20 protein-coding genes are annotated in these 25,113 nt (G+C 61.5%); 11 read left to right on the top strand and 9 right to left on the bottom strand.

Annotation, left to right across the window (positions count from 1 at the left end; genetic code table 11):
* Positions 1-35: 35 nt before the first annotated feature.
* The 6 genes from HU765_RS23655 (at position 36) to HU765_RS23630 (ending at position 8,576) form a co-directional block, all read left to right on the top strand.
* Complete coding sequence (locus tag HU765_RS23655) at positions 36-2,345, top strand: heavy metal translocating P-type ATPase (RefSeq protein ID WP_186623362.1); 2,310 nt, start codon at positions 36-38, stop codon at positions 2,343-2,345.
* A 16-nt stretch (positions 2,346-2,361) separates the two neighbouring features.
* A complete protein-coding gene (locus tag HU765_RS23650; RefSeq protein ID WP_186623375.1) occupies positions 2,362-3,225 on the top strand; it encodes a LysR substrate-binding domain-containing protein in 864 nt (287 codons plus the stop codon).
* A 222-nt stretch (positions 3,226-3,447) separates the two neighbouring features.
* Entirely contained in the window at positions 3,448-4,524 is a 1,077-nt protein-coding gene (locus tag HU765_RS23645) for a putative 2-aminoethylphosphonate ABC transporter ATP-binding protein (RefSeq protein ID WP_186623361.1), read from the top strand.
* Positions 4,524-6,248 (top strand): putative 2-aminoethylphosphonate ABC transporter permease subunit, encoded by a 1,725-nt coding sequence (locus HU765_RS23640; RefSeq protein ID WP_186623360.1) that lies wholly within the window; start codon positions 4,524-4,526, stop codon positions 6,246-6,248. Before HU765_RS23645 ends, HU765_RS23640 begins: the two co-directional genes overlap by 1 nt.
* Before the next feature lie 36 nt (positions 6,249-6,284).
* A complete protein-coding gene (locus tag HU765_RS23635; protein ID WP_186623358.1) occupies positions 6,285-7,310 on the top strand; it encodes a putative 2-aminoethylphosphonate ABC transporter substrate-binding protein in 1,026 nt (341 codons plus the stop codon).
* A gap of 117 nt (positions 7,311-7,427) precedes the next feature.
* Positions 7,428-8,576 (top strand): TIGR03364 family FAD-dependent oxidoreductase, encoded by a 1,149-nt coding sequence (locus HU765_RS23630; protein WP_186623357.1) that lies wholly within the window; start codon positions 7,428-7,430, stop codon positions 8,574-8,576.
* Between the two features lie 151 nt (positions 8,577-8,727).
* Here HU765_RS23630 and HU765_RS23625 read toward each other — a convergent pair whose 3' ends face one another.
* Both HU765_RS23625 and HU765_RS23620 read right to left on the bottom strand, forming a co-directional pair.
* Positions 8,728-10,104, bottom strand: coding sequence for a GTPase/DUF3482 domain-containing protein (locus HU765_RS23625; RefSeq protein WP_186623356.1), 1,377 nt, complete (start codon positions 10,102-10,104; stop codon positions 8,728-8,730).
* Complete coding sequence (locus tag HU765_RS23620) at positions 10,097-11,470, bottom strand: DUF2868 domain-containing protein (RefSeq protein WP_186623355.1); 1,374 nt, start codon at positions 11,468-11,470, stop codon at positions 10,097-10,099. Before HU765_RS23620 ends, HU765_RS23625 begins: the two co-directional genes overlap by 8 nt.
* 86 nt (positions 11,471-11,556) lie before the next feature.
* Here HU765_RS23620 and HU765_RS23615 point away from each other — a divergent pair, with 86 nt between their 5' ends.
* On the top strand, positions 11,557-12,069 hold the full coding sequence (locus HU765_RS23615; RefSeq protein ID WP_186623354.1) for a dihydrofolate reductase: 513 nt from the start codon (positions 11,557-11,559) through the stop codon (positions 12,067-12,069).
* Positions 12,070-12,159: 90 nt separating this feature from the next.
* Here HU765_RS23615 and HU765_RS23610 read toward each other — a convergent pair whose 3' ends face one another.
* Positions 12,160-13,551, bottom strand: coding sequence for an L-cystine transporter (locus HU765_RS23610; RefSeq protein ID WP_186623353.1), 1,392 nt, complete (start codon positions 13,549-13,551; stop codon positions 12,160-12,162).
* Between the two features lie 242 nt (positions 13,552-13,793).
* Here HU765_RS23610 and HU765_RS23605 point away from each other — a divergent pair, with 242 nt between their 5' ends.
* Positions 13,794-14,855 carry a haloacid dehalogenase-like hydrolase gene (locus HU765_RS23605; RefSeq protein ID WP_186623352.1) on the top strand — a complete coding sequence of 354 codons (1,062 nt, stop codon included), beginning with the start codon at positions 13,794-13,796 and terminating at the stop codon, positions 14,853-14,855.
* Positions 14,856-15,018: 163 nt separating this feature from the next.
* Here the strand turns inward: HU765_RS23605 and ilvD are convergent, their stop codons facing one another.
* The 6 genes from ilvD to HU765_RS23575 form a co-directional block, all read right to left on the bottom strand.
* Complete coding sequence (ilvD, locus tag HU765_RS23600; RefSeq protein ID WP_186623348.1) at positions 15,019-16,860, bottom strand: dihydroxy-acid dehydratase; 1,842 nt, start codon at positions 16,858-16,860, stop codon at positions 15,019-15,021.
* 255 nt (positions 16,861-17,115) lie between these two features.
* Positions 17,116-18,348: a multidrug effflux MFS transporter gene (locus HU765_RS23595; protein WP_186623346.1), complete on the bottom strand. Its 1,233-nt coding sequence runs from the start codon at positions 18,346-18,348 to the stop codon at positions 17,116-17,118.
* On the bottom strand, positions 18,341-19,318 hold the full coding sequence (locus HU765_RS23590; RefSeq protein ID WP_186623344.1) for a diiron oxygenase: 978 nt from the start codon (positions 19,316-19,318) through the stop codon (positions 18,341-18,343). The genes HU765_RS23595 and HU765_RS23590 overlap by 8 nt, the downstream gene beginning before the upstream one ends.
* On the bottom strand, positions 19,315-20,397 hold the full coding sequence (locus HU765_RS23585) for a SagB family peptide dehydrogenase (RefSeq protein WP_186623342.1): 1,083 nt from the start codon (positions 20,395-20,397) through the stop codon (positions 19,315-19,317). The genes HU765_RS23590 and HU765_RS23585 overlap by 4 nt, the downstream gene beginning before the upstream one ends.
* 426 nt (positions 20,398-20,823) lie before the next feature.
* Positions 20,824-22,020 (bottom strand): class I SAM-dependent rRNA methyltransferase, encoded by a 1,197-nt coding sequence (locus HU765_RS23580; protein WP_034153685.1) that lies wholly within the window; start codon positions 22,018-22,020, stop codon positions 20,824-20,826.
* A gap of 208 nt (positions 22,021-22,228) precedes the next feature.
* Positions 22,229-22,768 (bottom strand): type 1 glutamine amidotransferase domain-containing protein, encoded by a 540-nt coding sequence (locus HU765_RS23575; protein WP_186623339.1) that lies wholly within the window; start codon positions 22,766-22,768, stop codon positions 22,229-22,231.
* A 226-nt stretch (positions 22,769-22,994) separates the two neighbouring features.
* Here HU765_RS23575 and HU765_RS23570 point away from each other — a divergent pair, with 226 nt between their 5' ends.
* Genes HU765_RS23570 through HU765_RS23560 form a run of 3 tightly spaced genes read left to right on the top strand, consistent with a single transcriptional unit; the run spans position 22,995 to position 25,012 of the window.
* Entirely contained in the window at positions 22,995-23,807 is an 813-nt protein-coding gene (locus tag HU765_RS23570) for an HDOD domain-containing protein (RefSeq protein WP_186551268.1), read from the top strand.
* A gap of 12 nt (positions 23,808-23,819) precedes the next feature.
* The gene (gene mutM, locus HU765_RS23565; RefSeq protein WP_186623337.1) at positions 23,820-24,632 is read left to right on the top strand and encodes a bifunctional DNA-formamidopyrimidine glycosylase/DNA-(apurinic or apyrimidinic site) lyase; all 813 of its coding nucleotides are present in this window, start codon (positions 23,820-23,822) and stop codon (positions 24,630-24,632) included.
* Positions 24,633-24,688: 56 nt separating this feature from the next.
* The gene (locus tag HU765_RS23560; protein ID WP_186623335.1) at positions 24,689-25,012 is read left to right on the top strand and encodes a multidrug transporter; all 324 of its coding nucleotides are present in this window, start codon (positions 24,689-24,691) and stop codon (positions 25,010-25,012) included.
* Positions 25,013-25,113: the final 101 nt, after the last annotated feature.

Genomic DNA, 25,113 nt, shown 5'->3' with positions numbered 1-25,113 from the left:
TTACTTTGCAACAGGCACCTTCATGGACGCGACCAATGAGCGATTCCCTGCACACCCACAAACCCGGCGACGGGTACGACCACAGTCATAAAGCGCAGCCCGTGCATAAACATGCGCATGGCGGCGACTCTTGCTGTGGTTCGAAAGCCGCTGCGCCGGCCCCGGTTCATTCGCACGAAGACGCCTGCTGCTCGTCGAAAGCCGCAGCGCCCGCGCGGGTGCAACTGAGTGAAAAGACCAGCGCCGATGCGCGGCTGAGCAGTTTCCGCATCGAAGCCATGGATTGCCCGACCGAGCAGACGCTGATCCAGAACAAGCTCGGTAAACTGGCCGGCGTGCAGCAGCTGGAATTCAACCTGATCAACCGTGTACTCGGCGTGACCCATAATCTGGCGGACACCGCACCGATCACGGCGGCGATCAAATCCCTCGGCATGCACGCCGAACCCTTGGAGGCGGGCGTCGACGCGCCGGCCCCGACGCCAGTGAAAAAGCACTGGTGGCCACTGGCGCTGTCTGGCGTGACCGCGCTGGCAGCCGAAGTTATCCACTTCACCAACGCCGCGCCGGACTGGGTGGTGGCGGTCGTAGCACTGGTGTCGATTCTTAGCGGTGGCCTCGGCACTTACAAAAAGGGCTGGATCGCCCTGAAGAACCGCAACCTCAACATCAATGCATTAATGAGCATCGCCGTAACGGGCGCAATCCTCATTGGCCAATGGCCAGAAGCGGCGATGGTGATGTTCCTCTTTACCGTTGCCGAGTTGATCGAAGCGCGCTCGCTGGACCGCGCGCGCAATGCGATCAGCGGTCTGATGCAGATGACCCCAGAGCAGGCGACGGTGTTGCAGGCCGACGGCAACTGGCTCGAACAAGAGGTGAAAAGCGTTGAACTCGGCGCCCGTGTGCGGGTGAAGCCCGGCGAGCGCATCGCCCTCGACGGCGAAGTAGCCAGTGGCAGCTCGACCATCGACCAGGCGCCGATCACCGGTGAAAGCCTGCCGGTAGAGAAGACCATCGGCGACAAAGTCTTTGCCGGTACCATCAACCAGGCCGGTTCGCTGGAGTACACAGTTAGCGCCGCAGCCAACAACTCGACCCTGGCGCGGATCATTCATGCCGTTGAACAGGCCCAGGGCGCGCGGGCACCGACCCAGCGCTTCGTCGATCAATTCTCGAAAATCTACACGCCCGTGGTGTTCGTCTTTGCCTTGGCCGTGGCGATCGTACCCCCCTTGTTCATGGGCGCTGCGTGGTTCGACTGGATCTACCGCGCGCTGGTGTTGCTGGTGGTCGCCTGCCCATGTGCGTTGGTAATTTCCACGCCGGTGACCATCGTCAGCGGTCTTGCTGCGGCGGCGCGCAAAGGCATTCTGGTCAAGGGCGGCGTGTACCTGGAGGGCGGTTTCAAGCTCGATTACCTGGCGCTGGATAAAACCGGGACGATCACCCACGGCAAACCGGTGCAGACCGACTACCTGTCGCTCGACCCGACCGCCGATGCCACAGCGCCGGCAATTGCCGCTGCCTTGGCCGGGCGTTCCGATCACCCGGTGTCGCTGGCCATCGCCAGCGCCGCTGTGGATAAAAATCTTGAAGTGCTCACTGTGGATAACTTCACAGCGCTTGGCGGTCGCGGCGTCAAAGGTGAGATCAACGGCCAGACCTATCACTTGGGCAACCATCGTCTGGTCGAAGAACTGGGGCTGTGTTCGCCGCAGCTGGAAGAAAAGCTGTTTGCGTTGGAGAAACAGGGCAAATCAGTGGTGTTGCTGTTGGACCCGTCCGGCCCGTTGGCGCTGTTTGCAGTGGCCGACACCGTCAAGGAAACCAGTCGCGAGGCGATTCGCCAATTGCATGAACTGGGGGTGAAAACCCTGATGCTCACCGGCGACAACGTCCATACCGCCCAAGCGATTGCCGCCCAAGTCGGTATCGACGAGGCGCGAGGCGACTTGCTGCCGACCGACAAACTGCAAGCCATCGAAAATCTGTACAAGCAGGGCCACCGAGTCGGCATGGTCGGTGACGGCATCAACGACGCTCCGGCACTGGCCCGCGCCGAGATTGGTTTCGCCATGGCTGCGGCCGGCACCGATACGGCGATTGAAACCGCGGATGTCGCCCTGATGGATGATGATCTGCGCAAGATCCCGGCATTCATCAGCCTGTCGCGCAACACGGCCAGCATCTTGAAACAGAACATCGCCCTGGCTTTGGTGATCAAGGCGATCTTTCTTGGGGTAACCTTCGCCGGGCTCGCCACCATGTGGATGGCGGTGTTCGCCGACATGGGCGTGAGCCTGCTGGTGGTGTTCAACGGTTTGCGTCTGCTGCGCAAATAAACGATGAGGGATGGTTGTGCTGAGTGCCGAGCTGAAAGCGTTTTACAGGGTCGCCCGCCTGGGTAGCATCACGCTGGCGGCGAAGAAGCTCGGCCTCAGCCAACCGACCGTGACCACGCAGATCCGTAACCTGGAGAGCCAGTATTCGGTGGAGTTGTTCTACCGTGGCGGCCGCCGCCTGAGTGTCAGCGATGAAGGTGCGCGCCTGCTGCCGATGGTCAAAGCGCTGTTGCAGCAAGAGGCGGACATCGAGTTCTTTCTGCGCAACAGCGGCCAGGTGCAGGGCACGCTGCGCATTGCCGCCACCGCGCCGTATTACATCCTTGATCTGGTAAAAACCTTTCGCGAGCGTTTGCCGCAGGTGGAAGTGTCGGTGGAAATCGGCAACTCGCAGCAGGTACTCGAAGCGCTGGAGGATTATCGCGTCGACGTGGCGGCATCGTCACAGTTGCTCGACGACGCGCGGTTGATTCGCCGCGTGCTCGGCACCGATCCGCTGGTGCTGGCGGTGCACCGCAATCATCCGCTGGCGGCGCAGCAGCATGTGACATTGAGTGCTTTGGCCGGGCATACGCTGTTGATGCGCGAATCGGGTTCGACCACGCGGCGGCTGACTGAAGAGTTGCTGGCCAGTGCCGGGGTGAGCTTCGGGCCGCTGCTGGAGATCGGCAGCCGCGAGTCGATCCGCGAGGCGGTGCTGCGCAATATTGGCATCAGCATCATTGCCCGCCAAGAAGTGCCGCACGATCCGCAACTGCGCGTGCTGTCCATCGAGAATGCGCCGCAGATTCCGGAGTATCTGTATTGCCTCAAGGAGCGCAAAGGGGCGCGGTTGCCGGCGGCATTCCTCGGCTTGGCCCAAGAGATGTCCCCGGCCTGAATTTCGAGTGTGCCGACTGGCCCCATCGCGAGCAGGCTCACTCCTACAGGGGAACGCATTCCAACTGTAGGAGTGAGCCTGCTCGCGATGGGGCCAGGGCGGGCAACGCTTCATTTGAACCAAAAACCCCGAATACCACTATCAGCCGTTTTTGCCTCACTGCCACATGACGGACGCATTACAGCTCTAGGATTGGCCCCATCTGCTTGATGAGGTTTGTCCATGAATCCTGCCTTCGCCACTGCCCTGACCCATCCCGGCGCGCCGATGAAAGTGCGCGGCGTGCAAAAGCGCTTCGGCGCCTTCACCGCGCTGGATAACGTCTCCCTTGATGTCGCCGCCGGTGAACTGGTGTGTCTGCTCGGCCCGTCGGGCTGTGGCAAGACCACGCTGCTGCGTTGCATCGCCGGGCTGGAGAAGCAGGACAGCGGCGAGTTGTACCTGGGCGAGCGCGACGTTTCGCACCTCGCCCCGCAGGCCCGGGATTACGGCATTCTGTTCCAGTCCTACGCGCTGTTCCCCAATCTGACCGTCGAAGCGAACATTGCCTACGGCCTCGCCGGCAGCGGTCGCGACGAAGTGCGCCGTCGCGTCGGTCAGATGCTGGAACTGGTCGGCCTCAGCGGCAGCGAGAAAAAGTACCCCGGGCAATTGTCCGGCGGCCAGCAACAGCGCGTTGCCCTGGCCCGAGCGTTGGCGCCGGCCCCGTCGCTGCTGTTGCTGGATGAACCGATGTCGGCCCTCGACGCGCGGGTCCGCGAGCATCTGTGCACCGAACTGCGCCAGCTGCAACGCAACCTCGGCATCACCACCCTGATGGTCACGCACAATCAGGACGAAGCGATGCTGATGGCCGACCGCATTGCGGTGATGAACAACGGCCGCGTCGAGCAATACGCCACCCCGCAGGAAATTTACAACCGTCCGGCCACGCCGTTTGTTGCCGAGTTCGTCGGGCAGGGCAACTGGCTGCCGTTCCAGCGCAGCAGTGACAGCCACGCCCAGGTCGGCGGCATGAATCTGCGCCTGGCCGATGGCAGTGTGCAGAGCGCGTCGGGTCGACTGTTTTGCCGCCCGGAGGCGATCAACGTCAATCCGCTGGTGCACGAAGAAAACCTGTTCCCGGCCAAGGTTCGCGAGATCACCTTCCTCGGCAACCGCTGCCGCATGAGCTTCGAACTTGATCAACTGCCGGGCCATGCGCTGCTCGCCGAATTGGCGCCGGAAGCCATGCCACGCCTCGGCGCCCAGCAGATCATGGTCGCCTTGCCGCCGCGCAGCTTGCAGGTGTTCGCCTGATGAGCGCCCCGATCGCCTTGCCGCTGCCGGACAAGCGGATACGGCCGACGTCCCGCGCCGAGATCGGCGATCGCCTGTTCGTGGTCGGCGGCAAAATACTCCTGCTGGTATTGCTCGGCCTCGCCGTACTGCTGCCATTGCTGGCAATCTTCTGGCGCGGCTTCAGCAATGACGCCGGGCAGGGCGGTGGCTGGCTCGCGGCGAAAACACTGGTGACCAGCGCAAATTTCCACTGGCTGCTCGGCAACAGCCTGAAAGTTTCCCTCAGCGTCGCCGCCATCGTCGTACCGCTGGCTTACCTGTTTGCCTACGCGCTGCAACGCACGCTGATTCCGGCCAAAGGCATCTGGCGCGGGATTTCCCTGCTGCCGCTGATGGCGCCGTCGATGCTGCCGGGGATTGCGCTGGTCTATCTGTTCGGCAACCAGGGCCTGCTGCGCGGGCTGCTCTCGGACAATATCTACGGGTTCTGGGGGATTGTGCTGGGCGAGGTGATTTATACCTTTCCCCATGCGCTGATGATTTTGCTCTCGGCGTTGTCGCTGGCCGATGCGCGTCTGTTCGACGCTGCGTCGAGCATGGGCGCCAGTCCGGCCAAGGCGTTTCGCAGCATCACCTGGCCGGCGACGCGCCAAGCGGTGTTTGCCGCGTTCTGTCTGGTGTTCACCCTGACCATCACCGATTTCGGGGTGCCGGTGGTGGTCGGTGGCGACTATCAATTGCTGGCGCTTGAGGCCTACAAAGCCGTGGTCGGTCAGCAGCAATTCGGGCGCGGCGCGTTGATCGGCATGGTGTTGCTGCTGCCGGCATTATTCAGTTTTGGCGTCGATGCCTGGCTGCGTCGTCGACACGGCGATTCCATGAGCGGACGCGCACAGGTGTTCAAACCGTTGCCGTCCAAGCTGCGCGATGGTTGCTACCTGGCGATTGTCTTGTTGAGCAGCGCCGCGCTGTTGCTGGTGTTCGGCATGGCGGTGTTCTCATCGTTGGTGAAATTCTGGCCATACAATCTGTCGCTGTCGCTCAACCACTATCAGTTCAACGAGACCGCCGGCGGTGGCTGGCTCGCCTACAGCAACAGTTTGAAGATGGCGTTAGGCACGGCACTGATCGGCAGTGTGCTGATCTTCACCGGCGCCTATCTGATGGAGAAAACCCGCACCCAACCCGGGCTGAACCTGACCTTGCGCATGCTCAGTTTTGTACCGATGGCGGTGCCGGGTTTGGTACTTGGCTTGGGCTACGTGTTCTTCTTCAATCTCAGCGGCAACCCGTTGCACGTTCTATACGGGACGATGACGCTGCTGATCGTCTGCACCATTGCGCATTATTTGACCACCGCGCAAATGACCGCGACCACCGCGCTGCGCCAGCTCGACGCCGAGTTCGAAGCCGCCGCGCTGTCGCTCAAGGCGCCGCTGTACCGCCACTTCCTGCGTGTGACCGTGCCGATCTGCCTGCCGGCGCTGCTGGATATCGTGCGCTACCTGTTCGTCTCGGCGATGACCACGGTGTCGGCGGCGATTTTCCTCTACAGCCCCGACACCATCCTTGCCGCAGTGGCGGTGCTGAACATGGACGACGCCGGCAACGTTGGCGGCGCGGCGGCGATGTCGACTCTGATTCTGTTCACCTCGGCGGGCGTGTCGCTGCTGCTGGCGTGGGCTTCGCGCGGCTTGCTGCGCCGTTCCCAGGCCTGGCGGCAAACCGCGCCCGGTCACTGAAATCACACCTTCAACGCTCAAGACAGGAATCCGCTCATGTTCAAGCCTATGGCCCTGGCCGCTGCTGCGCTCGCGACGTTCAGCCTGAATGCCTTCGCGGCCAAAACCGAGTTGACGGTGTACACCGCCCTCGAAGCCGAGCAACTGAAGTCCTACAAGGAAGCCTTTGAAAAGGCCAACCCGGACATCGGGATCAAATGGGTGCGCGATTCCACCGGAATCATCACCGCCAAACTGCTGGCTGAAAAAGCCCGGCCTCAGGCGGATGCGGTGTGGGGCCTGGCGGCGTCCAGCCTGGCGATTCTTGATCAGCAAGGCATGCTGCAAAGCTATGCGCCGAAGGATCTGGACAAGATCGGTGCGAACTACCGCGCCGCCGCCAACCCTCCGGCGTGGGTCGGCATGGATGTCTGGGCCGCGACGATCTGCTTCAACACCGTCGAAGCCGAGAAGCAGGGGCTGACCAAGCCAGTGAGCTGGCAGGACCTGACCAAACCTGAGTACAAGGGCAAGATTGTCATGCCCAACCCGGCCTCGTCCGGCACCGGTTTTCTCGACGTCAGCGCCTGGCTGCAAACCTTCGGCGAGCCGCAGGGCTGGGCCTATATGGACGGTCTGCACCAGAACATCGGCCAGTACGTTCACTCCGGTTCCAAGCCTTGCAAACTGGCGGCAGCGGGCGAGTTTCCAATCGGCATATCCTTTGAGTACCCAGCCGTACAGTTGAAGCGCCAGGGTGCGCCGCTGGACATCATCCTGCCGAAGGAAGGCCTGGGCTGGGAGATCGAAGCGACAGCGGTGATCAAAGGCACGCCGCATGAAGAAGCGGCGCAGAAGCTGGCTGATTTTTCGGCGAGTGCCGAGGCGATGGATTTGTACAAAGAAAACTTCGCCGTGCTCGCCCAGCCGGGGATCGCCAAGCCGCAGACCGAATTGCCGGCCGATTATGAGCAGCGCCTGATCAAAAATGACTTTGCCTGGGCGTCGAAGAACCGCGACGCGATCCTGGCTGAATGGCGCAAGCGCTATGACGGCAAGTCCGAGAAAGTGGCTGCCAAGTAAATCTTCGCAGGCTGACAGGGCCTCATCGCGAGCAGGCTCACTCCTACAATTGGAATGCGTTCCCCTGTAGGAGTGAGCCTGCTCGCGATGGCGGTTCTGAATTCAGGAAAAATCCAAATGACACACCCCAAAGACCTGCTCATCGTCGGCGCCGGCATCCTCGGCCTCTCTCACGCCTATGCCGCCGCCAAACGCGGCCTCAACGTCGCGGTGTTCGAACGCACCGCCGTCCCTCTTGGCGCCTCGGTGCGCAACTTCGGCCAGGCATTGGTCACCGGCCAGCCACCCGGCGCGATGCTGGAACTGGCCAAGGCCAGCGGCGAAATCTGGGGCGACTGGGCGCAACTCGCCGGTTTGCAGATCAAGCGCAACGGCTCATACCTGTTCGCCCGTACCGAAGCCGAAGAGCAACTGCTTGAAGCCTTCTGTGCTGGCCGCGCAATCGAGCACGGCTACAACGTTGACCTGCTGCGCGGCGCCGCCCTGCGTGATCTGTACAACGGCCAGTTCAGCCATCACCGCGCGGCGCTGCACGGTATCGACGATCAACAGCTGTATTCGCGCGAAGCGATTCCGGCATTGGTCGACTACCTGCGGCGCGACCTCGACGTCGAGTTTCACTTTTCCACACTGGTGCGCGGCGTCGAGTCGGGACGTCTGCGCAGCACTGCCGGCGACTTCACTGCGCCGCAAATCATCGTCTGTTCCGGCCACGACTATCAAACCCTGCTGGCCGAGCCGATCGCCGCACTCGAGCCGCGAATCTGCCAGTTGCAGATGCTCCGCGCAAAACCGCAAATCGAGCTGAATCTGCAACACGCTGTGCTCACCGGTTTGAGCTGTGTGCACTACGGCGCGTTCGCCGATTTGCCGGAAGCAGCGGCGGTGCAGGCACAGATCTGTCGCGATCAGCCACACCTGCACGCCAACGGCATTCACCTGCTGATCAGCCCGACCCCCTATGGTGAACTGATCATTGGCGATTCGCATCATTACGGCAGCGATGCTTCACCGTTCAACGCCGAGCAGATCGACAACTGGATGCTCGAACTGGCCGAGCAGACGCTGGGCTGCAAGGTGCAAGTGGTCGAGCGCTGGCAGGGCGTCTATGGTGCTCGCGGGCCGGCGCCGTTTTCGTTCCTGCGCCCCGCACCGGGCTTGAGTGTGGCGCTGATGCACAGCGGCGTCGGCATGAGCGTCGGCCCGGCGCTGGCCGAGCGCAATATCGTGCAGCTTTTGGAGGAGGCAGAAACCACGCATAGATGATCCCGCGCAGAGAAAGCGGCGCGACTGCTTGTGGGTAAGCCTCTGAACCGCGGTACTGCATTCGCGAGCAAGCTCGCTCCCACAGGGTTTTGTGTTGTGACCACTATCCAATGTGGGAGCGGGCTTGCTCGCGAAGGGGGCAGACCAGTCGCTATAGATCTTTGGCCAAAGCCTCAATCTGCTCCTGCCGCTCCGCCTGATTCAGTTTCGGATGCGGATTGAGCGATGACCACTGCGGATGCGCCCGGGCCTTGTTCAAGGCTTCGGGCAACTTGCCCTCGCGCCAGGTCTTGTCCACAGGCGTGGCCACCTGAATGCTGTCCAGCGCCGCATGCCCGCGCTGATCAAGCGCCAGCAACAGCTGTCGCTGGCGCAACGCCAACAGGCGCAGCACCGCATCATCCACCGTCAATTCCCGCTGGCCCTTGATCTTGCCGAGCAGGCGGCTGCCATAACTGCGCGCCGTTTGCAGCGCGCCACCGGCAATCGCCCCGGCCAATGCCGCTGCGCCGAGGGTAATTCCGCCCACCAGCAAATCCACGCCAGCCCCGGCTGCTGCCCCGGCAGCAATACCGCCGCCAACGCGTACGCCGAGTTGCTTCAGGGTCTCGGGGTTGAACAGGTCATCGCCCCAACGCCCGTCAAGCAACGGCAGATCACTGGCGGCCGCGTCCTGTGGGCGGAACGCGTAGAGTTTGAGCAGCGCCTCGACACACTTCTGTTCGCGCTGACGCACCGCTTTGCGCAACTCACTGATCGCTTGCTGCTCCTGCTCGGCATCGCTGACCACACTGCGCCGGCACGCGGCGCAGTCGATCAATAAGTCGGCAATCAGGCGCGCCGCACTTTGCTGACGCGCCAGGCGCTGCGCCTGTTGGTCGGCAATCAAGCGCTCCAGTTGCGACCGGGCGTTTTCCAGCAGCAGCGCGAGGCTTTCGTACAGCCGGCGCTCACCATCCTCGGGCGGCGCAACGCTGTCAAAACGCACCAGCGCATGCAGCCCCAGCCGCGCCAATGCTTCGCGCCAATCCGGCTCGCGATGGTTGGCACTGCTGACGAAATTCAGCACCGGCAGCAGCGGTTTGCCGCAACTGGCGAGCACTTCCAGTTCATCGCGATATTTAGCCAACACCGGTTCGCGGGCGTCGATCACATACAGGCCGGCATCCGAGGCGAGCAGTTGCCGCAGCACTTTGGCTTCCTGCTCGAAACGCTGGCGCGCCTCGCTGCCGTCGAGGAACCGCGCCAGTCGCGCCGGGCCGTCGAGGCGTTCGCCGGGGCGTTCCAGGCGCTCGAGAAAATCCAGCAGGGCGATGGCGTCTTCCAGCCCCGGCGTGTCGTAGAGGTCGAGCAACGGCTCGCCATCCACCGACAGCCGCGCGCCCTCGACGTGCCGGGTGGTGCTCGGTCGATGGGAGACTTCGCCGAAACCGACGTCGCGGGTCAGCGTGCGCAGCAGTGAGGTCTTGCCGACGTTGGTGTGGCCGACCACTGCGAGTTTCAGCGGTGCCTTGCGTGCATCAGTCATGTCCGCTCTCCAGCCAGTTCATCGGCGCGCAATCGGCGAACGGCAACTCCAACTGTTGCAGCGCGACGTGCCAGTCACCCAGGCGTTCGGCGTCCAGGCCTTCGCCGGGTGGCGCTTGCAGCAGCCAGACCCGGGTGGCGCCGGCATTGCGGGCCAGTTCAGCGATCAAGGCGAGGCTGCCGCGATCCGGCGAGCGTCGCGGATCACATGCAATCGCCAACCGCGCCGGCGGGAAGCGGCTCAGTTGTTCGAGGAGCTTGTGGCGGGATTCGCGGCTGTCGAGGATGCCGGCATTGTTGACGTTTTTCGGCAGCGCGGGCGGCCATGGGCGCTGCTCGTCGAGTTCGATGGCGACCAGCAGCGCGCCTTCGCTGGCCAGCTCGCCGACCTGGCTTTCGACGCGATGCAATTGCGCCGGCTCCGGATCGTTGACGCCGAGGCGTTCGCTGGTCGGCATCAGCCGCTCGCGCAGTTGTGCGTAGCCGGGCAAATTCAGGTCCAGACGCAGCGAGGCTTTGCCGCTGTTCCAGCGCCAGAAACACAACAGCGCCAGCAGCAGTCGCGGCAGCACGCCGTACACCACCAGCACCCCGACCAGCCAGCTCGCCCAGGCCTGCCGGGCGCTTTCGATGTCGAGGGCGCCGTTGCCGCTGGCGCGGATCATCTCAACCGTCGGCACGTTGAAGCCGATCAGCGAAGGCAGATAGCCGAGGGCCTGGGTGATAGAGATAAACGTGTCGGCGCCGAGAATCGTGGTCTCCCAGACGAAGCCGTAGCGCCGGGTCGCCATCAGCGTCAGCAGCAGGATCAGCGCGCTGAACATCGCCAGTAGCCACAGGCCATTGACCAGCGTGCCGAGCGCCCAGCGGTTGAGTTTCTTGCGTTGCAGCATCAGTAGCAGGGCGGGCGCCAGTTGCGCGGCTTTGGCGTCGCGGGCAAGTTTTTCGCTGAGCCACAACCACAAACGCCCGAGCGTGGCGCCGTGTTCGCCGGCAAAGATCAAGCCCAGCGCCCAGCTCAACAACAGAATCAGATTGATCCCGAGCAGACTGCCCAAAGCCCAGAACACATTCACGGGCGTCTGCCCGAGTGCGGCGAAGGCCAGACCGGCGCCGCTCAGCACCGCGAAGATCATCAACAACACCAGCGCCAGACGCGCGCCTTGCAGCCAGTGCTTGAGCGCAGCCGTCAGTCCGTCGCGTTCGGCCAGCCATAACGCGCGGCGCTGAATGCGGCCGGGCAGATCGCCGCCGGCCGCACGGGCCAGCCGATTGGCTTCCAGATCGTCCAAGGGGCCTGCGTGTTCTTCGCGCAGGCGCACGGTTTCAGTCAGCCAGAGGTTTTGCAATGGAGTCAGTTCAGTCACGCGGCGTCCCGTCGCTTTAATCGAGCGCTGAGCATAACCGCTGTGGCGCTTATCGGGGTAAGCGCGGCTCTGGTATCCTCGCCGGCATGACTAAATCACTCCCTTTAAGCCTGATCGCAGCCCTCGGTGCAAACCGCGTGATCGGCGTCGACAACAGCATGCCCTGGCACCTGCCGGGGGATTTCAAATACTTCAAGGCGACCACGCTCGGCAAGCCGATCATCATGGGCCGCAAGACTTGGGATTCGCTCGGCCGGCCACTGCCGGGGCGCTTGAACATCGTGGTCAGCCGCCAGCCAGAGCTGGTGCTTGAAGGCGCCGAGGTTTATCCGTCGCTTGAGGCAGCAGTGATTCGCGCCGAAGAGTGGGCGAAAGAGCAGGGCGTTGATGAACTGATGCTGATTGGCGGGGCACAACTGTATGCGCAAGGCTTGGCACAGGCCGATCGGCTGTACCTGACCCGCGTGGCGCTGAGCCCGGAGGGCGACGCGTGGTTTCCAGAGTTTGATTTGAGCGAGTGGAAGCTGGTCTCGAACGTGCCGAATCCGGCTGAAGGTGACAAACCCGCTTACAGCTTTGAGGTTTGGGAGAAGGCTTAAAAGCATCGCGAGCAGGCACACTCCTACAAGGGGAACGCATTCCAATTGTAGGAGTGAGCCTGCTCGCGATAGCGGTTTGTCAGGCGCTACTTATGCCTGCGCCAACTCCGCATGCTCATCGGCATCCAGCAATTCTTTATCAGTCTGCTGCATGACCTGGCTGGTAATCGCACCCGCGGTAATCGAGCCACTCACGTTCAGCGCGGTACGGCCCATATCAATCAGCGGCTCGACCGAAATCAGCAGCGCCACCAGTGACACCGGCAAGCCCATCGCCGGCAGCACGATCAGTGCGGCGAACGTCGCGCCGCCACCGACCCCGGCCACACCGGCCGAACTCAACGTGACAATCGCCACCAGCGTCGCGATCCACAGGGGGTCCAGCGGGTTGATGCCGACCGTCGGCGCCACCATCACTGCCAACATCGCCGGATAGAGACCGGCACAACCGTTCTGGCCGATGGTCGCACCGAACGAAGCGGCAAAACTGGCGACCGACGACGGAATGCCCAAACGACGAGTCTGCGCTTCAATGCTCAGCGGAATGGTCGCCGCGCTGGAGCGGCTGGTGAACGCGAACGTCAGCACCGGCCAGATTTTGCGGAAGAAACGCAGCGGGTTGATCCCGGCCGCCGATACCAGCACGCCGTGCACCACAAACATCAGGCCCAGGCCGAGGTACGAGACCACGACGAAACTGCCGAGCTTGATGATGTCTTGCAGGTTGGAACCGGCGACCACTTTGGTCATCAGCGCCAGCACGCCGTACGGCGTCAACTTCATCACCAGACGCACCAGACGCATCACCCAGGCTTGCAGGGTGTCGATGGCATTGATCACTTTCTGACCTTTTTCCACGTCGTCCTTGAGCAACTGCAGGGCAGCAACCCCGAGGAACGCTGCGAAAATCACCACGCTGATGATCGAGGTCGGCTTTGCCCGGGCCAGATCGGCGAACGGGTTCTGCGGAATGAACGACAGCAGCAGTTGCGGCACATTCAGGTCGGCGACCTTGCCGGCGTAGTCGTTCTGAATGGTTTGCAGGCGGGCCATTTCCTGAGTGCCGGCGACCAGACCTTCGGCGGTGAGGCCGAACAGATTGGTCAGGCCGATGCCGATCAGCGCCGCGATGGCGGTGGTGAACAACAGCGTGCCGATGGTCAGGAAACTGATCTTGCCCAGCGACGAAGCGTTGTGCAGACGCGCCACGGCGCTGAGGATCGAGGCGAATACCAGCGGGATGACGATCATTTGCAGCAACTGCACGTAACCGTTGCCGACCAGATCGAACCAGCCGATCGACTTTTTCAGCACCGGGTTGCCGGCACCGTAAATCGTGTGCAGCGCCACGCCGAAGGCCACACCCAGAACCAGCGCGAGCAGGACTTTTTTCGCCAGGCTCCATGAGGTGTGGCGGGTCTGCGCCAGGCCCAAGAGCAGGGCGAGGAACACCAGCAGGTTGAGAATCAACGGTAGGTTCATGAGGACTCCAGGAAAGACTGTGCCAACAGCCGTCCGGGGCTGCTGCGAACCGATAAGCCTAACAGCTTGATTTGCAATGAATTAATACCAAAATCGCAGGCTCTCCGTCGTTTTTGGAATAAGCGTGTGTCGCTCTCGGCAAAGCACCTGGCGTAAAACGGACGCGGACGGTCGCTGGCAGACGAAGTTCGTCATATCGATTTGTTACGGTCGAGCTCTTTCAACGCGGGGAGTAGAGGCTTATGAAGTTCGCACCGAAATATCTGGCTGTTGCGCTGAGTGTGGGTCTGGCCTTCGCCAGCCAGGCCTTTGCCACTGACCTCAAACACTGGCCGGCGGATCAGGCCAAGGCGCTCGACGCGATGATCGCCGCCAATGCCAACAAGGGTAACTACGCGGTGTTCGACATGGACAACACCAGTTACCGCTACGACCTCGAAGAATCCCTGCTGCCGTTCATGGAAAACAAGGGCCTGATCACCCGCGATAAACTCGACCCCTCGCTGAAACTGATGCCGTTCAAGGACACCGCCGAGCACAAGGAAAGCCTGTTCAGTTACTACTACCGCCTCTGCGAAATCGACGACATGGTCTGCTACCCGTGGGTAGCTCAGGTGTTTTCCGGTTTTACCCTCAAGGAACTCAAGGGCTACGTCGATGAGCTGATGGCGTCTGGCAAACCAGTGCCTGCGACTTACTACGAAGGCGATGTGGTGAAGACGCTTGACGTCAACCCGCCGAAAATCTTCACCGGTCAGCAGGAGCTGTACAACAAGCTGATGGAGAACGGCATTGAGGTCTACGTGATGACCGCGGCCTCTGAAGAGTTGGTGCGCATGGTCGCGGCGGATCCGAAGTACGGCTACAACGTCAAACCGCAAAACGTCATCGGCGTTTCGCTGCTGCTCAAGGACCGCAAGAGCGGCGAACTGACCACCGCACGCAAGCAGATCACTGCCGGCAAATACGACGAGCAGGCCAATCTCGGCCTGGAACTGACCCCTTATCTGTGGACCCCGGCCACCTGGATGGCCGGCAAGCACGCCGCGATCCTCACTTACATCGACGAATGGAAAAAACCGGTGCTGGTGGGTGGCGACACCCCGACCAGCGACGGCTATATGCTGTTCCATAATGTCGACGTGGCCAAGGGCGGCATTCACTTGTGGATCAACCGCAAGGACAAGTACATGACCCAGATCAACGGCATGATGGCCAAGCACGCCGCGGCTCAGGCCAAGCAAGGTTTGCCGGTGACGGCGGACAAGAACTGGGTGATCGTCAAGCCGGAGGATATTCAGTAATACCGCGTCGTCCCCATCGCGAGCAGGCTCACTCCTACAGATTGAAATGCGTTCCCCTGTAGGAGCGAGCCTGCTCGCGATGGGGCCATCATGTTCACCAGCTAAATTAGTCAGGCAAAAAAATGCCCCGCACTTGGCGGGGCATTTTTATGACGCCTAAGACTTACAAGCCGTCGAGCATCGCCTTGTTACGCACCGCACCCTTGTCGGCGCTGGTCGCCAGCAGGGCGTAGGCCTTCAGCGCTGTGGTCACTTTGCGCGGACGCTGTTCGACCGGTTTCCAGCCTTTCCTGTCCTGCACGATCCGGCGTGCCGCCAGTTCTTCGTCGCTGACCAACAGATTGATCGAGCGGTTCGGAATGTCGATCAGCACCTTGTCACCGTCCTGCACCAGGCCGATTGCGCCGCCGGCCGCAGCCTCTGGCGAAGCGTGACCGATGGACAGACCCGAGGTGCCGCCGGAGAAACGGCCGTCGGTCAACAGGGCGCAGGCTTTGCCCAGGCCTTTGGATTTCAGGTACGAGGTCGGATAGAGCATTTCCTGCATGCCCGGGCCACCTTTCGGCCCTTCGTAACGAATGATCACGATATCGCCGGCTTTCACTTCGTCGGCAAGGATGCCGCGCACCGCGCTGTCCTGGCTTTCGAAGATTTTCGCGTTGCCTTCGAAGACGTGGATTGATTCATCGACACCGGCGGTTTTCACCACGCAACCATCGAGCGCGATATTGCCGTACAGCACGGCCAGACCACCCTCTTTCGAATAGGCGTGTTCGAAACTGCGGATGCAGCCGTTTTCACGGTCGTCGTCGAGGGTTTCCCAACGAGTCGACTGGCTGAATGCGGTTTGCGTCGGAATGCCCGCAGGACCTGCCTTGAAGAAGTGATGCACGGCTTCGTCGGTGGTCTGGGTGATGTCCCACTTGGCGATGGCTTCTTCCATGCTGCGGCTGTGCACGGTCGGCAGGTCGGTGTGCAGCAGACCGCCGCGGGCCAGCGAGCCGAGGATGCTGAAAATGCCGCCGGCGCGGTGCACGTCTTCCATGTGGTACTTCTGGATATTCGGTGCGACTTTGCACAGCTGTGGAACGCTGCGCGAGAGACGGTCGATGTCGCGCAGGTCGAAATCGATTTCGGCCTCCTGGGCGGCAGCGAGCAAGTGCAGGATGGTGTTGGTCGAACCGCCCATGGCGATGTCGAGCATCATCGCGTTCTCGAACGCCTTGAAGTTGGCGATGTTGCGCGGCAGTACCGACTCGTCGTTCTCGCCGTAGTAACGCTTGCACAGCTCGACAATGGTCCGGCCGGCCTGCAGGAACAGCTGTTCGCGGTCGCTGTGGGTGGCGAGGGTCGAACCGTTGCCCGGCAAGGCCAGGCCCAGCGCCTCGGTCAGGCAGTTCATCGAGTTGGCGGTGAACATGCCGGAGCACGAACCGCAGGTCGGGCAGGCGCTGCGCTCGTACTCGGCGACTTTCTCGTCGGACGCGCTGGCGTCGGCGGCGATCACCATGGCATCGACGAGGTCGAGACCGTGGGCGGCGAGCTTGGTCTTGCCGGCTTCCATCGGACCGCCGGAAACGAAGATCACCGGAATGTTCAGGCGCAAGGCAGCCATCAGCATGCCCGGGGTGATCTTGTCGCAGTTGGAAATGCAGACGATGGCGTCGGCACAGTGGGCGTTGACCATGTACTCGACGGAGTCGGCGATGATCTCGCGGCTCGGCAGCGAATAAAGCATGCCGTCGTGGCCCATGGCGATGCCGTCATCCACGGCGATGGTGTTGAATTCCTTCGCTACACCGCCGGCGCGCTCGATTTCGCGGGCGACCAGTTGGCCCAGGTCCTTGAGGTGCACATGGCCCGGCACGAACTGGGTAAACGAGTTGGCAATGGCGATGATCGGCTTCTTGAAGTCGTCATCTTTCATCCCGGTGGCGCGCCACAGTGCGCGGGCGCCGGCCATGTTGCGGCCGTGGGTGGATGTTTTCGAGCGGTAATCTGGCATGGAGCACTCCGGGCGGCTAATCAGGTACTTAAGGGGAGTGAGCTTCTGTTGACCTCAGGGACACTCAGAAATGGCCGTGTGTCCGGAAGTTGCCGATGACGTTGCGGGATCGCCGCTGGTCTCAGCCTGAGCTCATAAACCCGCCGGGGATGAATGGCGATGAATCCAGCGATTCTACACCGCTGGCGTCTGGAGGGAATGGCGCAACGTGTTGTTCCCCCGCTGTCACCGTGCGCGGAATGACGACCGGCAGGTTTATGGGCGTCTCGGTTGCGCAACGCCCTGGCCGGCCAGGTGTGTTCGGCGGCGGCTGATCCACTGGTTCAGCAGCAGCGCCACGCCGCTGAGCAGCAGGAAACTGCACGCCAGGGTCGATTGAAGGTTGGTGGGGCTCAGGCTGATCAGCGCGCTGATCAAACCGCCGCAGATGAAAATGATGATGCTGCCCGCCGAAGCCGAGGTGCCGGCGATGTGCGGAAAAATATCCATGGCCCGCGAGGTGGCGGCCGGGCGAGCGATGGTGGTGCCGGCGGTACAGATCAGCATGGGGATCAGCACGCTGGTGATGGTCAAGGTGAAAGCCGACGACAGGATCAGCATCACCAGCCCTGACAACAGAATCAGACTCAGCCCGGCGACGATTTGCTCCTCGGGGTTTATCCGTCGGCTCAATACCGTGGCGACCAGGCCGCCGATGACGTAGGCCGCACCGTAAGCCAGCAGAACCAGCGAGAAGTCATACGGCGCCAGTTGCAGTTGATCCATGAAAATCAACGGCGATATCACGATGAACGAAAAGTGGCAGGCGAACGCAAACGCCGAGATCAGCCAGTAGCCGACAAACTCGCCGTTGCCCAGCACTTTGCGATAAGAACGAATGAAACCCAGCGGCCTGTCCCGGTGTGTCGGGCGGTCGTTGTGCAGAAACCACCAGGCTTTAAGCCATACCAGCGCCGCCAGCAGCGTGAACAGCCAGAAACTGCCACGCCAGCCGAGGGTGGCCTGTAAAAAGGTGCCGGCCAATGGCGAGACCGAGATGAAGAGCCCTGTGGCCGTGACCATCAGGATGCGCAGGCGGTCACGTTCCTCGCCTTCGAACAGATCCTGGACCAGCGCCTGGGACAGGACGAAGCAACCGCAACCCAGCGCCTGCACCACCCGAAAGATCAGGAACACGGTGTAGTCGCTGGTCACCACGCAGCCAAGGGCACCGACCATCGAGACCGTCATGCCGGTCAGTAACAGGCTTTTGCGGCCAATGGCGTCCGACAGCGGGCCAATCAGCAACTGGGCGAACGCGATGCCCAGGGCGAACAGGCTGATGGACAGCGCTATGTCCGCCGGGGTGTGGTGAAAGTGAGCGGCCAGGGCTGGAAAGGAAGGCAGCAGCACATCCAGTGGAAACACCCCCAGCAAGACCATCGCCAACAAGAGACTGACCGCCCCGCGTTTTTGCCGCGAGCTGACCACAGAGCTGTTTTCATTCATCGATCAGTCCCGCCTTGGCGAAGAGTTTGCAGTTGTTGGGCAAGGCGAAAAAACCGGCCTTTTTCAATGCATGCAGGGTGGCGATAGCGCCGTTTCTGGCGCGCAGGCGTTTGGCTTCCCGGTGGGTCAGGCTGGCAAGAATCTCCTCGATCGCTTCGTCGCCGATGCCGGCCCCGCGCAGGCTTTGCTGCAACCAGCCTTCGTCGACCTCGAAGAAAATTCCGAGGATGTCCACCAGCGTCCGGGCCGCAAATGTGCGCCGCCGGGCGTTCAGGGTCAGCCACAGGTAATGGAACACTTCGCTGAAATAGCGGCTGTGCCGCGCCTCGTCGGTCAGGTGGTCGCGCAGCATGTCGCTGACGCTGGACACCAGACTGTCCCGGCACACATCCAGCAATTCCCGGGCGATGATGGTTTCCGAGACAAAGCCCAGCAGAAACCAGGCCAGCGGGCGATGGCTTTCGGGCGTGCGGGCGATCAGGGCGTTGAGTCGGGTGATCCGCAACGGCATGACTGGTCGCCCGGTGAAACCGTAAAAACCGGCAATCTGTTCGGCAAGACGATTGGAGAACAGTGCGTGGTAGCCCTCGTCGGTGTACAGCTGCAGGGCGGCGGTTTTCATTTGCGCCGGAACGAACATCGGCAGTTCTTCGTGGACGATGACTTCGACGGCACGATTGACGATGCGGTGTTCGAGCAGCGTCGTGTAATCGAGAAAATGCACCAGATGATTGGCGCACAGGCGATGCGCCACAACACTGCCGGCGGCGACGATGGCCGGATGGGCCAGATAGGGCAGGAACGTCGGCGGAAACCAGAACCGTGCTTGCAGTTGTTCCTGCAGGTCGTCCGGCAACTGGTAATCGTGTTGGCTGTTACGCACCGAGGCGCGACGGTCCCAGTCACCCAAGGTGAATCGCAGGGCCCAGGAAACAGGCGGCGTATCCTGAGCATCGGTGAGTGTGCTCATGGCTGCGACTCACAGGGCTGTCGCTGCAACAGCTCGCGCATTTCCAGGCACATCGCTTCGCCGTCGCTTTCGCCGCAGCCGACAAAAAACAAGGGCTGTTCTGCGCGGCCGGCAACCTTCAGCAACGCCTCGACCTGCGCGTCGGCGAAAGCCCCTGTCAGCCAGGTGCCGAGGCCGAGCGCCGTGGCGACCATCTGCAGGGTTTGCGAAAGGTGGCCGGCCTCGACGAAGGCCATTCGATAGGCGCGCGAATGTTGGTATTTCCACCATAGCTTGTCGAATCGGGCGGTGATGAACAGCCCCAGCGGCAGGTTATTGATGAAATGCTGCCCACCCAGCAACAGGCCCAGTGGAGACTGCAGCCAAGGGCTCACCGCTGTCAGAACATGCCTGTCGGGGTGGTAAGCGTAAACCCCCGGCTCCAGGCCATCGACATGCTGGGCGAGGACAAAGCATTCGCAGGCGTTCAAGCCGCCGCCTGAAGGACTGCTGCGTCGTGCTTCGAGGCCTTCGGCGATGCCGTCCCCGGAAGGATCGCGCTCACCCAGATAGCCGAAAGACCAATACAGCAGGGTGCTGGCATCGGCGAGTGAAACGGCGCGCCCCGTGAATGAGCGACAGGTTTTCCGTCGAGTCAGCACGTCGGTCAGGCTGTCAGGGTCCGGGATGGCGGGTTTTGGGAGGGCGATGGTTTCACCCAAGGGGTTGGGCAGGCGAGGAGTATCAGGCGCAGGGCTGGCCAGCACGTCGTTGCAGTGTTCAAGGTATTGCCTGGCCCATTCATCGATCGTTTGCGGGTTTTTTTGGCTGGGGATGTTTTGTGTACCGATATGAAAGATTCTCGACAGTTCATCCCAGCCCCATGGCGGAATATCGGCCTTTTGCGAAGTTAATATGCCGGCATCCAGTAGTTGCAGATCTATGTTGTTCTGTTTATCGAACAGGCCGGGGTTGTTGATGAGTTCGCCGAGGCGTGACGAGTGTTCCAGATCCAGCTCGTACTGAATATGGTCTTTATAGTTCCAGACGATTTGGGCAGGCGTGCGCGGTAATATAAATAAATAAGGATTGACGTGCATGTTCGAGAGTCACTCTGGTTGAATGTCTGGTAGACGCCGGATTGCCGGCACTCTCCGGCGTCTAGACGTGCTTAGCGGGCTTTAGGCGCTACCAGAAATGCCAGGTTTGCGATTTTGTTGCTTTCCATAGAAATAACTTTCATAGCATGAACTCCTTGTTCGTTTGATAGTTGAAGTCGCCTCGTGGCGACAACTCAATAATAGTTTGTAATGGAATATTGGCAAGCGGATATTAAGTAGGAATATTCCAACGATTTTGTCGGACTTGTCGTGCGTCGAGCGTTAACTTGTAGGATAAGTTTGAGTAATTAATTATGCAGGGAAATTTCCTGCGTTCCAGTGGGAACCTAATGTAGGAAGTTGCCAGTTGGAAGGGGCGCGCAAAAAAAAGGGGAGCCGCTGGCTCCCCGTTCAATCGCGTGTCAATCAGCTGTTGGGCAGCAAACGGCAGGTGATGCTCTTGATGTAGCGCGTTTCGGCGATGGCCGGGTGTACCGGGTGATCCGGACCCTGGCCACCGCGCTCGAGCAGCTGGATATTACGATCCAGGTGGCGGGCGCTGGTCAGCAGGATGTTCTGCAGGTCATCTTCCGGCAAATGCATGGAGCACGAAGCGCTGACCAGAATGCCGTCCTTGTTGAGCAGGCGCATGGCTTGCTCATTGAGGCGGCGGTAGGCGCCTTCGCCGTTTTTCATGTCCTTCTTGCGTTTGATGAACGCTGGCGGATCGGCCACGATGACGTCGAAACGCTCTTCGCTGGCCTTCAGTTCTTTCAAGGCTTCGAACACGTCGCCTTCGATGCAGGTCATCTTGTCGGCAAAGCCGTTCAGGGCAGCGTTGCGCTCGACACCATCAAGGGCGAACGCCGATGCGTCCACGCAAAACACTTCGCTGGCGCCGAATGCGGCAGCCTGCACGCCCCAGCCGCCGATGTAGCTATAAAGGTCGAGAACGCGTTTGCCTTTGGCGTAAGGCGCCAGGCGCGCGCGGTTCATGCGGTGGTCGTAAAACCAGCCGGTTTTCTGCCCTTGAATGACCGGTGCTTCGAACTTCACGCCGTTCTCTTCCAGCGCGACCCATTCCGGGACCAGACCGAACACGGTTTCGACATAGCGGTTGAGGCCTTCGGCGTCACGCGCGGCGGAATCGTTCTTGAACAGAATGCCGCTTGGCTTGAGCACTTGGGTCAGCGCGGCGATTACGTCGTCTTTATGCGCTTCCATGGTGGCAGAGGCGATCTGCACCACCAGGATATCGCCGAAACGGTCGACCACCAGGCCCGGCAGCAGGTCGGAGTCACCGTAGACCAGGCGATAGAACGGTTTGTCGAACAGGCGCTCGCGCAGCGACAGCGCAACGTTCAGGCGGTGCACGAGCAGGGATTTGTCCAGCGCCACTTTAATGTCGCGCGACAGCAGGCGGGCACAGATCAGGTTGTTCGGGCTCATCGCAACGATGCCCAGCGGCTTGCCGCCGGCGGCTTCGAGGATGGCTTGATCGCCGGCGTTGAAACCGTGCAGCGGCGTGGCGGCGACATCGATTTCGTTGCTATAGACCCACAAGTGGCCGTTGCGCAGGCGACGGTCGGCGTTGGCTTTGAGGCGCAGGCTAGGCAGGGACATGACGTCGCTCCGGAAAAAAGAGCGGGAGTATAGCGTGTTGCTCGGCCTGTTTGGCTGGTGAATGGACCTGTGGCGAGGGCGCTTGCTCCCGCTGGGCTGCGCAGCGGCCCCAAACCATTACATGGCCGGCCAGTGAAAGCCGGGTCGCAGGGTTTGCGTCTGCTGCGCAGCCGAGCGGGAGCAAGCGCCCTCGCCACAGGTGGGCATGTTACGCCGCCAGCGCGTCAATCAAGGCCTGACTGAACGCCGGCACATCGTCCGGCTGGCGGCTGCTGATCAGGTTGCCGTCCTTGACCACCTCTTGATCGACCCAGTTCGCACCGGCGTTGACCAGATCGTCCTTGACTGTTTTATAGCTGGTCATGGTTTTGCCATTGACCAGGCCCGCCGAGATCAGCAGCCAGCTGCCATGACAGATCACGGCAATCGGTTTGCCGGCCGAGGCGGCAGTCTTGACCAGATGCTGAGCGTCCTGATCGATGCGAATGGTGTCTGAGTTCTGTACACCGCCCGGCAGTAGCACGGCATCGTATTGATCGATGCTCACGGCCTGGAAGGTGTTGGCGACCGGAAAATCGTCCGCCGGTTTGTCATGGTTCCAGCCTTTGACCGTGCCGGCCTCGGCCGAAAGAATATCGACCTGTGCGCCAGCCTGTTCGAGCGCGTCCTTGGGACCTGTCAATTCAACCTGCTCAAAACCGTCGGTTACCAAAAAAGCGACGCGTTTGCCGCTGAGGGAAATTGCCATCGGTAAGCTCCTGAGTCTGTGGGAGTTTGCTTCGCGCCGGACCACAACGGTGCGACGCGCCCTACAGAGTCCGAAGCCTGCGCGCGGATGAAAGTTCCAGCGATGTGCCTGCCGGTGTGTCGCCCTGCGGTTTCAGCGGTTAGAATCGCCGCCTGTCCCAGAGTGTGTACTTATGTCCCAAGAGCTGACCACCGAACAGATTCAACAATCGCTGCAAGGCATCAGTGTGCCGGCGCAACCGCAGATCATGGTGGATCTGCAAATGGAGCAGTACATGCCCGACCCGGACCTGGAGGTGATCGCCAGGCTGATCTCCCAGGATCCCGGCCTGTCCGGCGCGCTGCTGAAAATCGTCAACTCGCCGTATTACGGCCTGAGCAACAAGATCACCTCGATCCAGCGCGCGGTGAACCTGTTGGGCAGCCGTTCGATCATCAACCTGATCAACGCGCAGTCGATCAAGGGCGAGATGAACGACGACACCATCGTCACCCTCAACCGTTTCTGGGACACCGCGCAGGACGTGGCAATGACCTGCCTGACCCTGGCCAAGCGCATCGGCACCCAGGCCGGCGACGAAGCCTACGCGTTGGGCCTGTTCCACGACTGCGGCGTGCCGTTGATGCTGCAACGCTTCCCCAATTACATGACCGTGCTGGAAGAGGCCTACGCCAGTGCCAGCCCGGACTGCCGGGTGGTTGATACCGAGAACCGCGTGTTCAACACCAACCACGCCGTGGTCGGTTACTACACCGCCAAGTCGTGGCGCCTGCCGGAGCATGTCAGCGCCGCCATCGCCAACCACCACAACGCACTGGCGATTTTCAGCGACGAATCGTCGAAGAACAGCCAGCTGAAAAACCTCTTGGCGATCCTGAAAATGGCCGAGCACATTTGCGCCTCGTACCGGGTGCTGGGCAACCAGACCGAGGATTTCGAATGGCAGGCGGTCGGCCCGCTGGTGCTCGATTACGTCGGTCTGTCGGACTACGACTTCGAAACCCTCAAACAAACCATCCGCGACCTCGGCGCGCATTGATCCGGGGACGCCATGCCTGAATTGCCGGAAGTCGAAACCACCCGCCGGGGCATTGCTCCGCATCTGGAGGGCCAGCGCGTCAGCCGGGTGATTGTGCGTGACCGGCGGTTGCGCTGGCCGATCCCCGACGATCTCGATGTGCGTCTGTCGGGGCAACGTATCGTGCTGGTCGAGCGGCGCGCCAAATACCTGCTGATCAATGCCGAGGTCGGCACGTTGATCAGCCACTTGGGCATGTCGGGTAATCTGCGTCTGGTCGAGGTTGGCTTGCCGGCGCTCAAGCATGAGCACGTCGATATCGAACTGGAGTCGGGGCTGGCCCTGCGCTACACCGACCCGCGGCGTTTCGGTGCAATGCTCTGGAGTACCGACCCGCTCAACCACGAATTGCTGATTCGCCTCGGGCCGGAGCCGCTGACCGATCTGTTTGATGGCGAGCGCTTGTTTCAGCTGTCGCGCGGGCGTTCGATGGCGGTCAAGCCATTCATCATGGATAACGCGGTGGTGGTCGGGGTGGGCAATATTTACGCAACCGAAGCGCTGTTCGCCGCCGGGATCGACCCGCGTCGCGAGGCCGGGGGGATTTCCCGGGGGCGTTACCTGAAGCTGGCGATCGAGATCAAACGCATCCTCGCCGCAGCCATCGAGCGTGGCGGCACGACGCTGCGGGACTTTATCGGCGGTGACGGCCAACCGGGGTATTTCCAGCAGGAACTGTTTGTTTACGGCCGAGGCGGTGAACACTGCAAAGTCTGCGGTACCGGGCTGCGGGAAGTGAAGCTGGGCCAGCGCGCGAGTGTGTTTTGCCCGCGTTGCCAGACCTGAAAAAATCCTCCGGTCTATAGTGAGAAGTCTCACTGTACAGCCCGAAGGATCGTGCCATGAAAGTCCTGCAAGTCCTCTTTATCACTGTACTGCTGTGTTCCAGCCTGCTGGCTCAGGCTTCTGAAAGCGGCAGCGGTGATCCGCGCTACACCATCCAGAATCCTCCGGCTTACGCCATGCTCGGCGACTTGCTGATTGCCCGACCCTTGCTGGTGGTGGCAACGGTGATCGGTGCGGGGGCGTTTGTGGTGTCTCTGCCGTTTACCGCGCTGGGTGGCGGTGTGGGGGATGCAGGGCAGGCGCTGGTGGTGGATCCGGCGAAGGCGGCGTTTGTGCGGTGTCTGGGGTGTACGGGGGAGGGGTTTGAGCGGCGCGAGTGAGCTGATCAGGGATTTGTGGGTGCTGCTGATTGCCTCATCGCGAGCAGGCTCACTCCTACAGTTTAAACCCGTTCCAATGTAGCAGTGAGCCGGCTCGCGAT

The sequence above is a fragment of the Pseudomonas sp. SWRI81 genome (assembly GCF_014268545.1).
In the GTDB taxonomy this organism is placed as follows: Bacteria; Pseudomonadota; Gammaproteobacteria; order Pseudomonadales; family Pseudomonadaceae; genus Aquipseudomonas; species Aquipseudomonas hamedanensis.
Note: the sequence above shows the minus strand (reverse complement) of the source record. Positions and strands in the feature narration are given on the sequence as shown.

What these genes read in the sequence shown, in the direction of transcription:
- HU765_RS23610 (WP_186623353.1), bottom strand. Translation starts at nt 13,551, where the DNA reads ATGAACCTACCGTTGATTCTCAACCTGCTGGTGTTCCTCGCCCTGCTC.
- HU765_RS23615 (WP_186623354.1), top strand. Translation starts at nt 11,557, where the DNA reads ATGACTAAATCACTCCCTTTAAGCCTGATCGCAGCCCTCGGTGCAAAC.
- HU765_RS23575 (WP_186623339.1), bottom strand. Translation starts at nt 22,768, where the DNA reads ATGGCAATTTCCCTCAGCGGCAAACGCGTCGCTTTTTTGGTAACCGAC.
- HU765_RS23580 (WP_034153685.1), bottom strand. Translation starts at nt 22,020, where the DNA reads ATGTCCCTGCCTAGCCTGCGCCTCAAAGCCAACGCCGACCGTCGCCTG.
- HU765_RS23645 (WP_186623361.1), top strand. Translation starts at nt 3,448, where the DNA reads ATGAATCCTGCCTTCGCCACTGCCCTGACCCATCCCGGCGCGCCGATG.
- mutM (WP_186623337.1), top strand. Translation starts at nt 23,820, where the DNA reads ATGCCTGAATTGCCGGAAGTCGAAACCACCCGCCGGGGCATTGCTCCG.
- HU765_RS23655 (WP_186623362.1), top strand. Translation starts at nt 36, where the DNA reads ATGAGCGATTCCCTGCACACCCACAAACCCGGCGACGGGTACGACCAC.
- HU765_RS23635 (WP_186623358.1), top strand. Translation starts at nt 6,285, where the DNA reads ATGTTCAAGCCTATGGCCCTGGCCGCTGCTGCGCTCGCGACGTTCAGC.
- HU765_RS23605 (WP_186623352.1), top strand. Translation starts at nt 13,794, where the DNA reads ATGAAGTTCGCACCGAAATATCTGGCTGTTGCGCTGAGTGTGGGTCTG.
- HU765_RS23630 (WP_186623357.1), top strand. Translation starts at nt 7,428, where the DNA reads ATGACACACCCCAAAGACCTGCTCATCGTCGGCGCCGGCATCCTCGGC.
- HU765_RS23590 (WP_186623344.1), bottom strand. Translation starts at nt 19,318, where the DNA reads ATGAGCACACTCACCGATGCTCAGGATACGCCGCCTGTTTCCTGGGCC.
- HU765_RS23640 (WP_186623360.1), top strand. Translation starts at nt 4,524, where the DNA reads ATGAGCGCCCCGATCGCCTTGCCGCTGCCGGACAAGCGGATACGGCCG.
- HU765_RS23585 (WP_186623342.1), bottom strand. Translation starts at nt 20,397, where the DNA reads ATGCACGTCAATCCTTATTTATTTATATTACCGCGCACGCCTGCCCAA.
- ilvD (WP_186623348.1), bottom strand. Translation starts at nt 16,860, where the DNA reads ATGCCAGATTACCGCTCGAAAACATCCACCCACGGCCGCAACATGGCC.
- HU765_RS23560 (WP_186623335.1), top strand. Translation starts at nt 24,689, where the DNA reads ATGAAAGTCCTGCAAGTCCTCTTTATCACTGTACTGCTGTGTTCCAGC.
- HU765_RS23625 (WP_186623356.1), bottom strand. Translation starts at nt 10,104, where the DNA reads ATGACTGATGCACGCAAGGCACCGCTGAAACTCGCAGTGGTCGGCCAC.
- HU765_RS23595 (WP_186623346.1), bottom strand. Translation starts at nt 18,348, where the DNA reads ATGAATGAAAACAGCTCTGTGGTCAGCTCGCGGCAAAAACGCGGGGCG.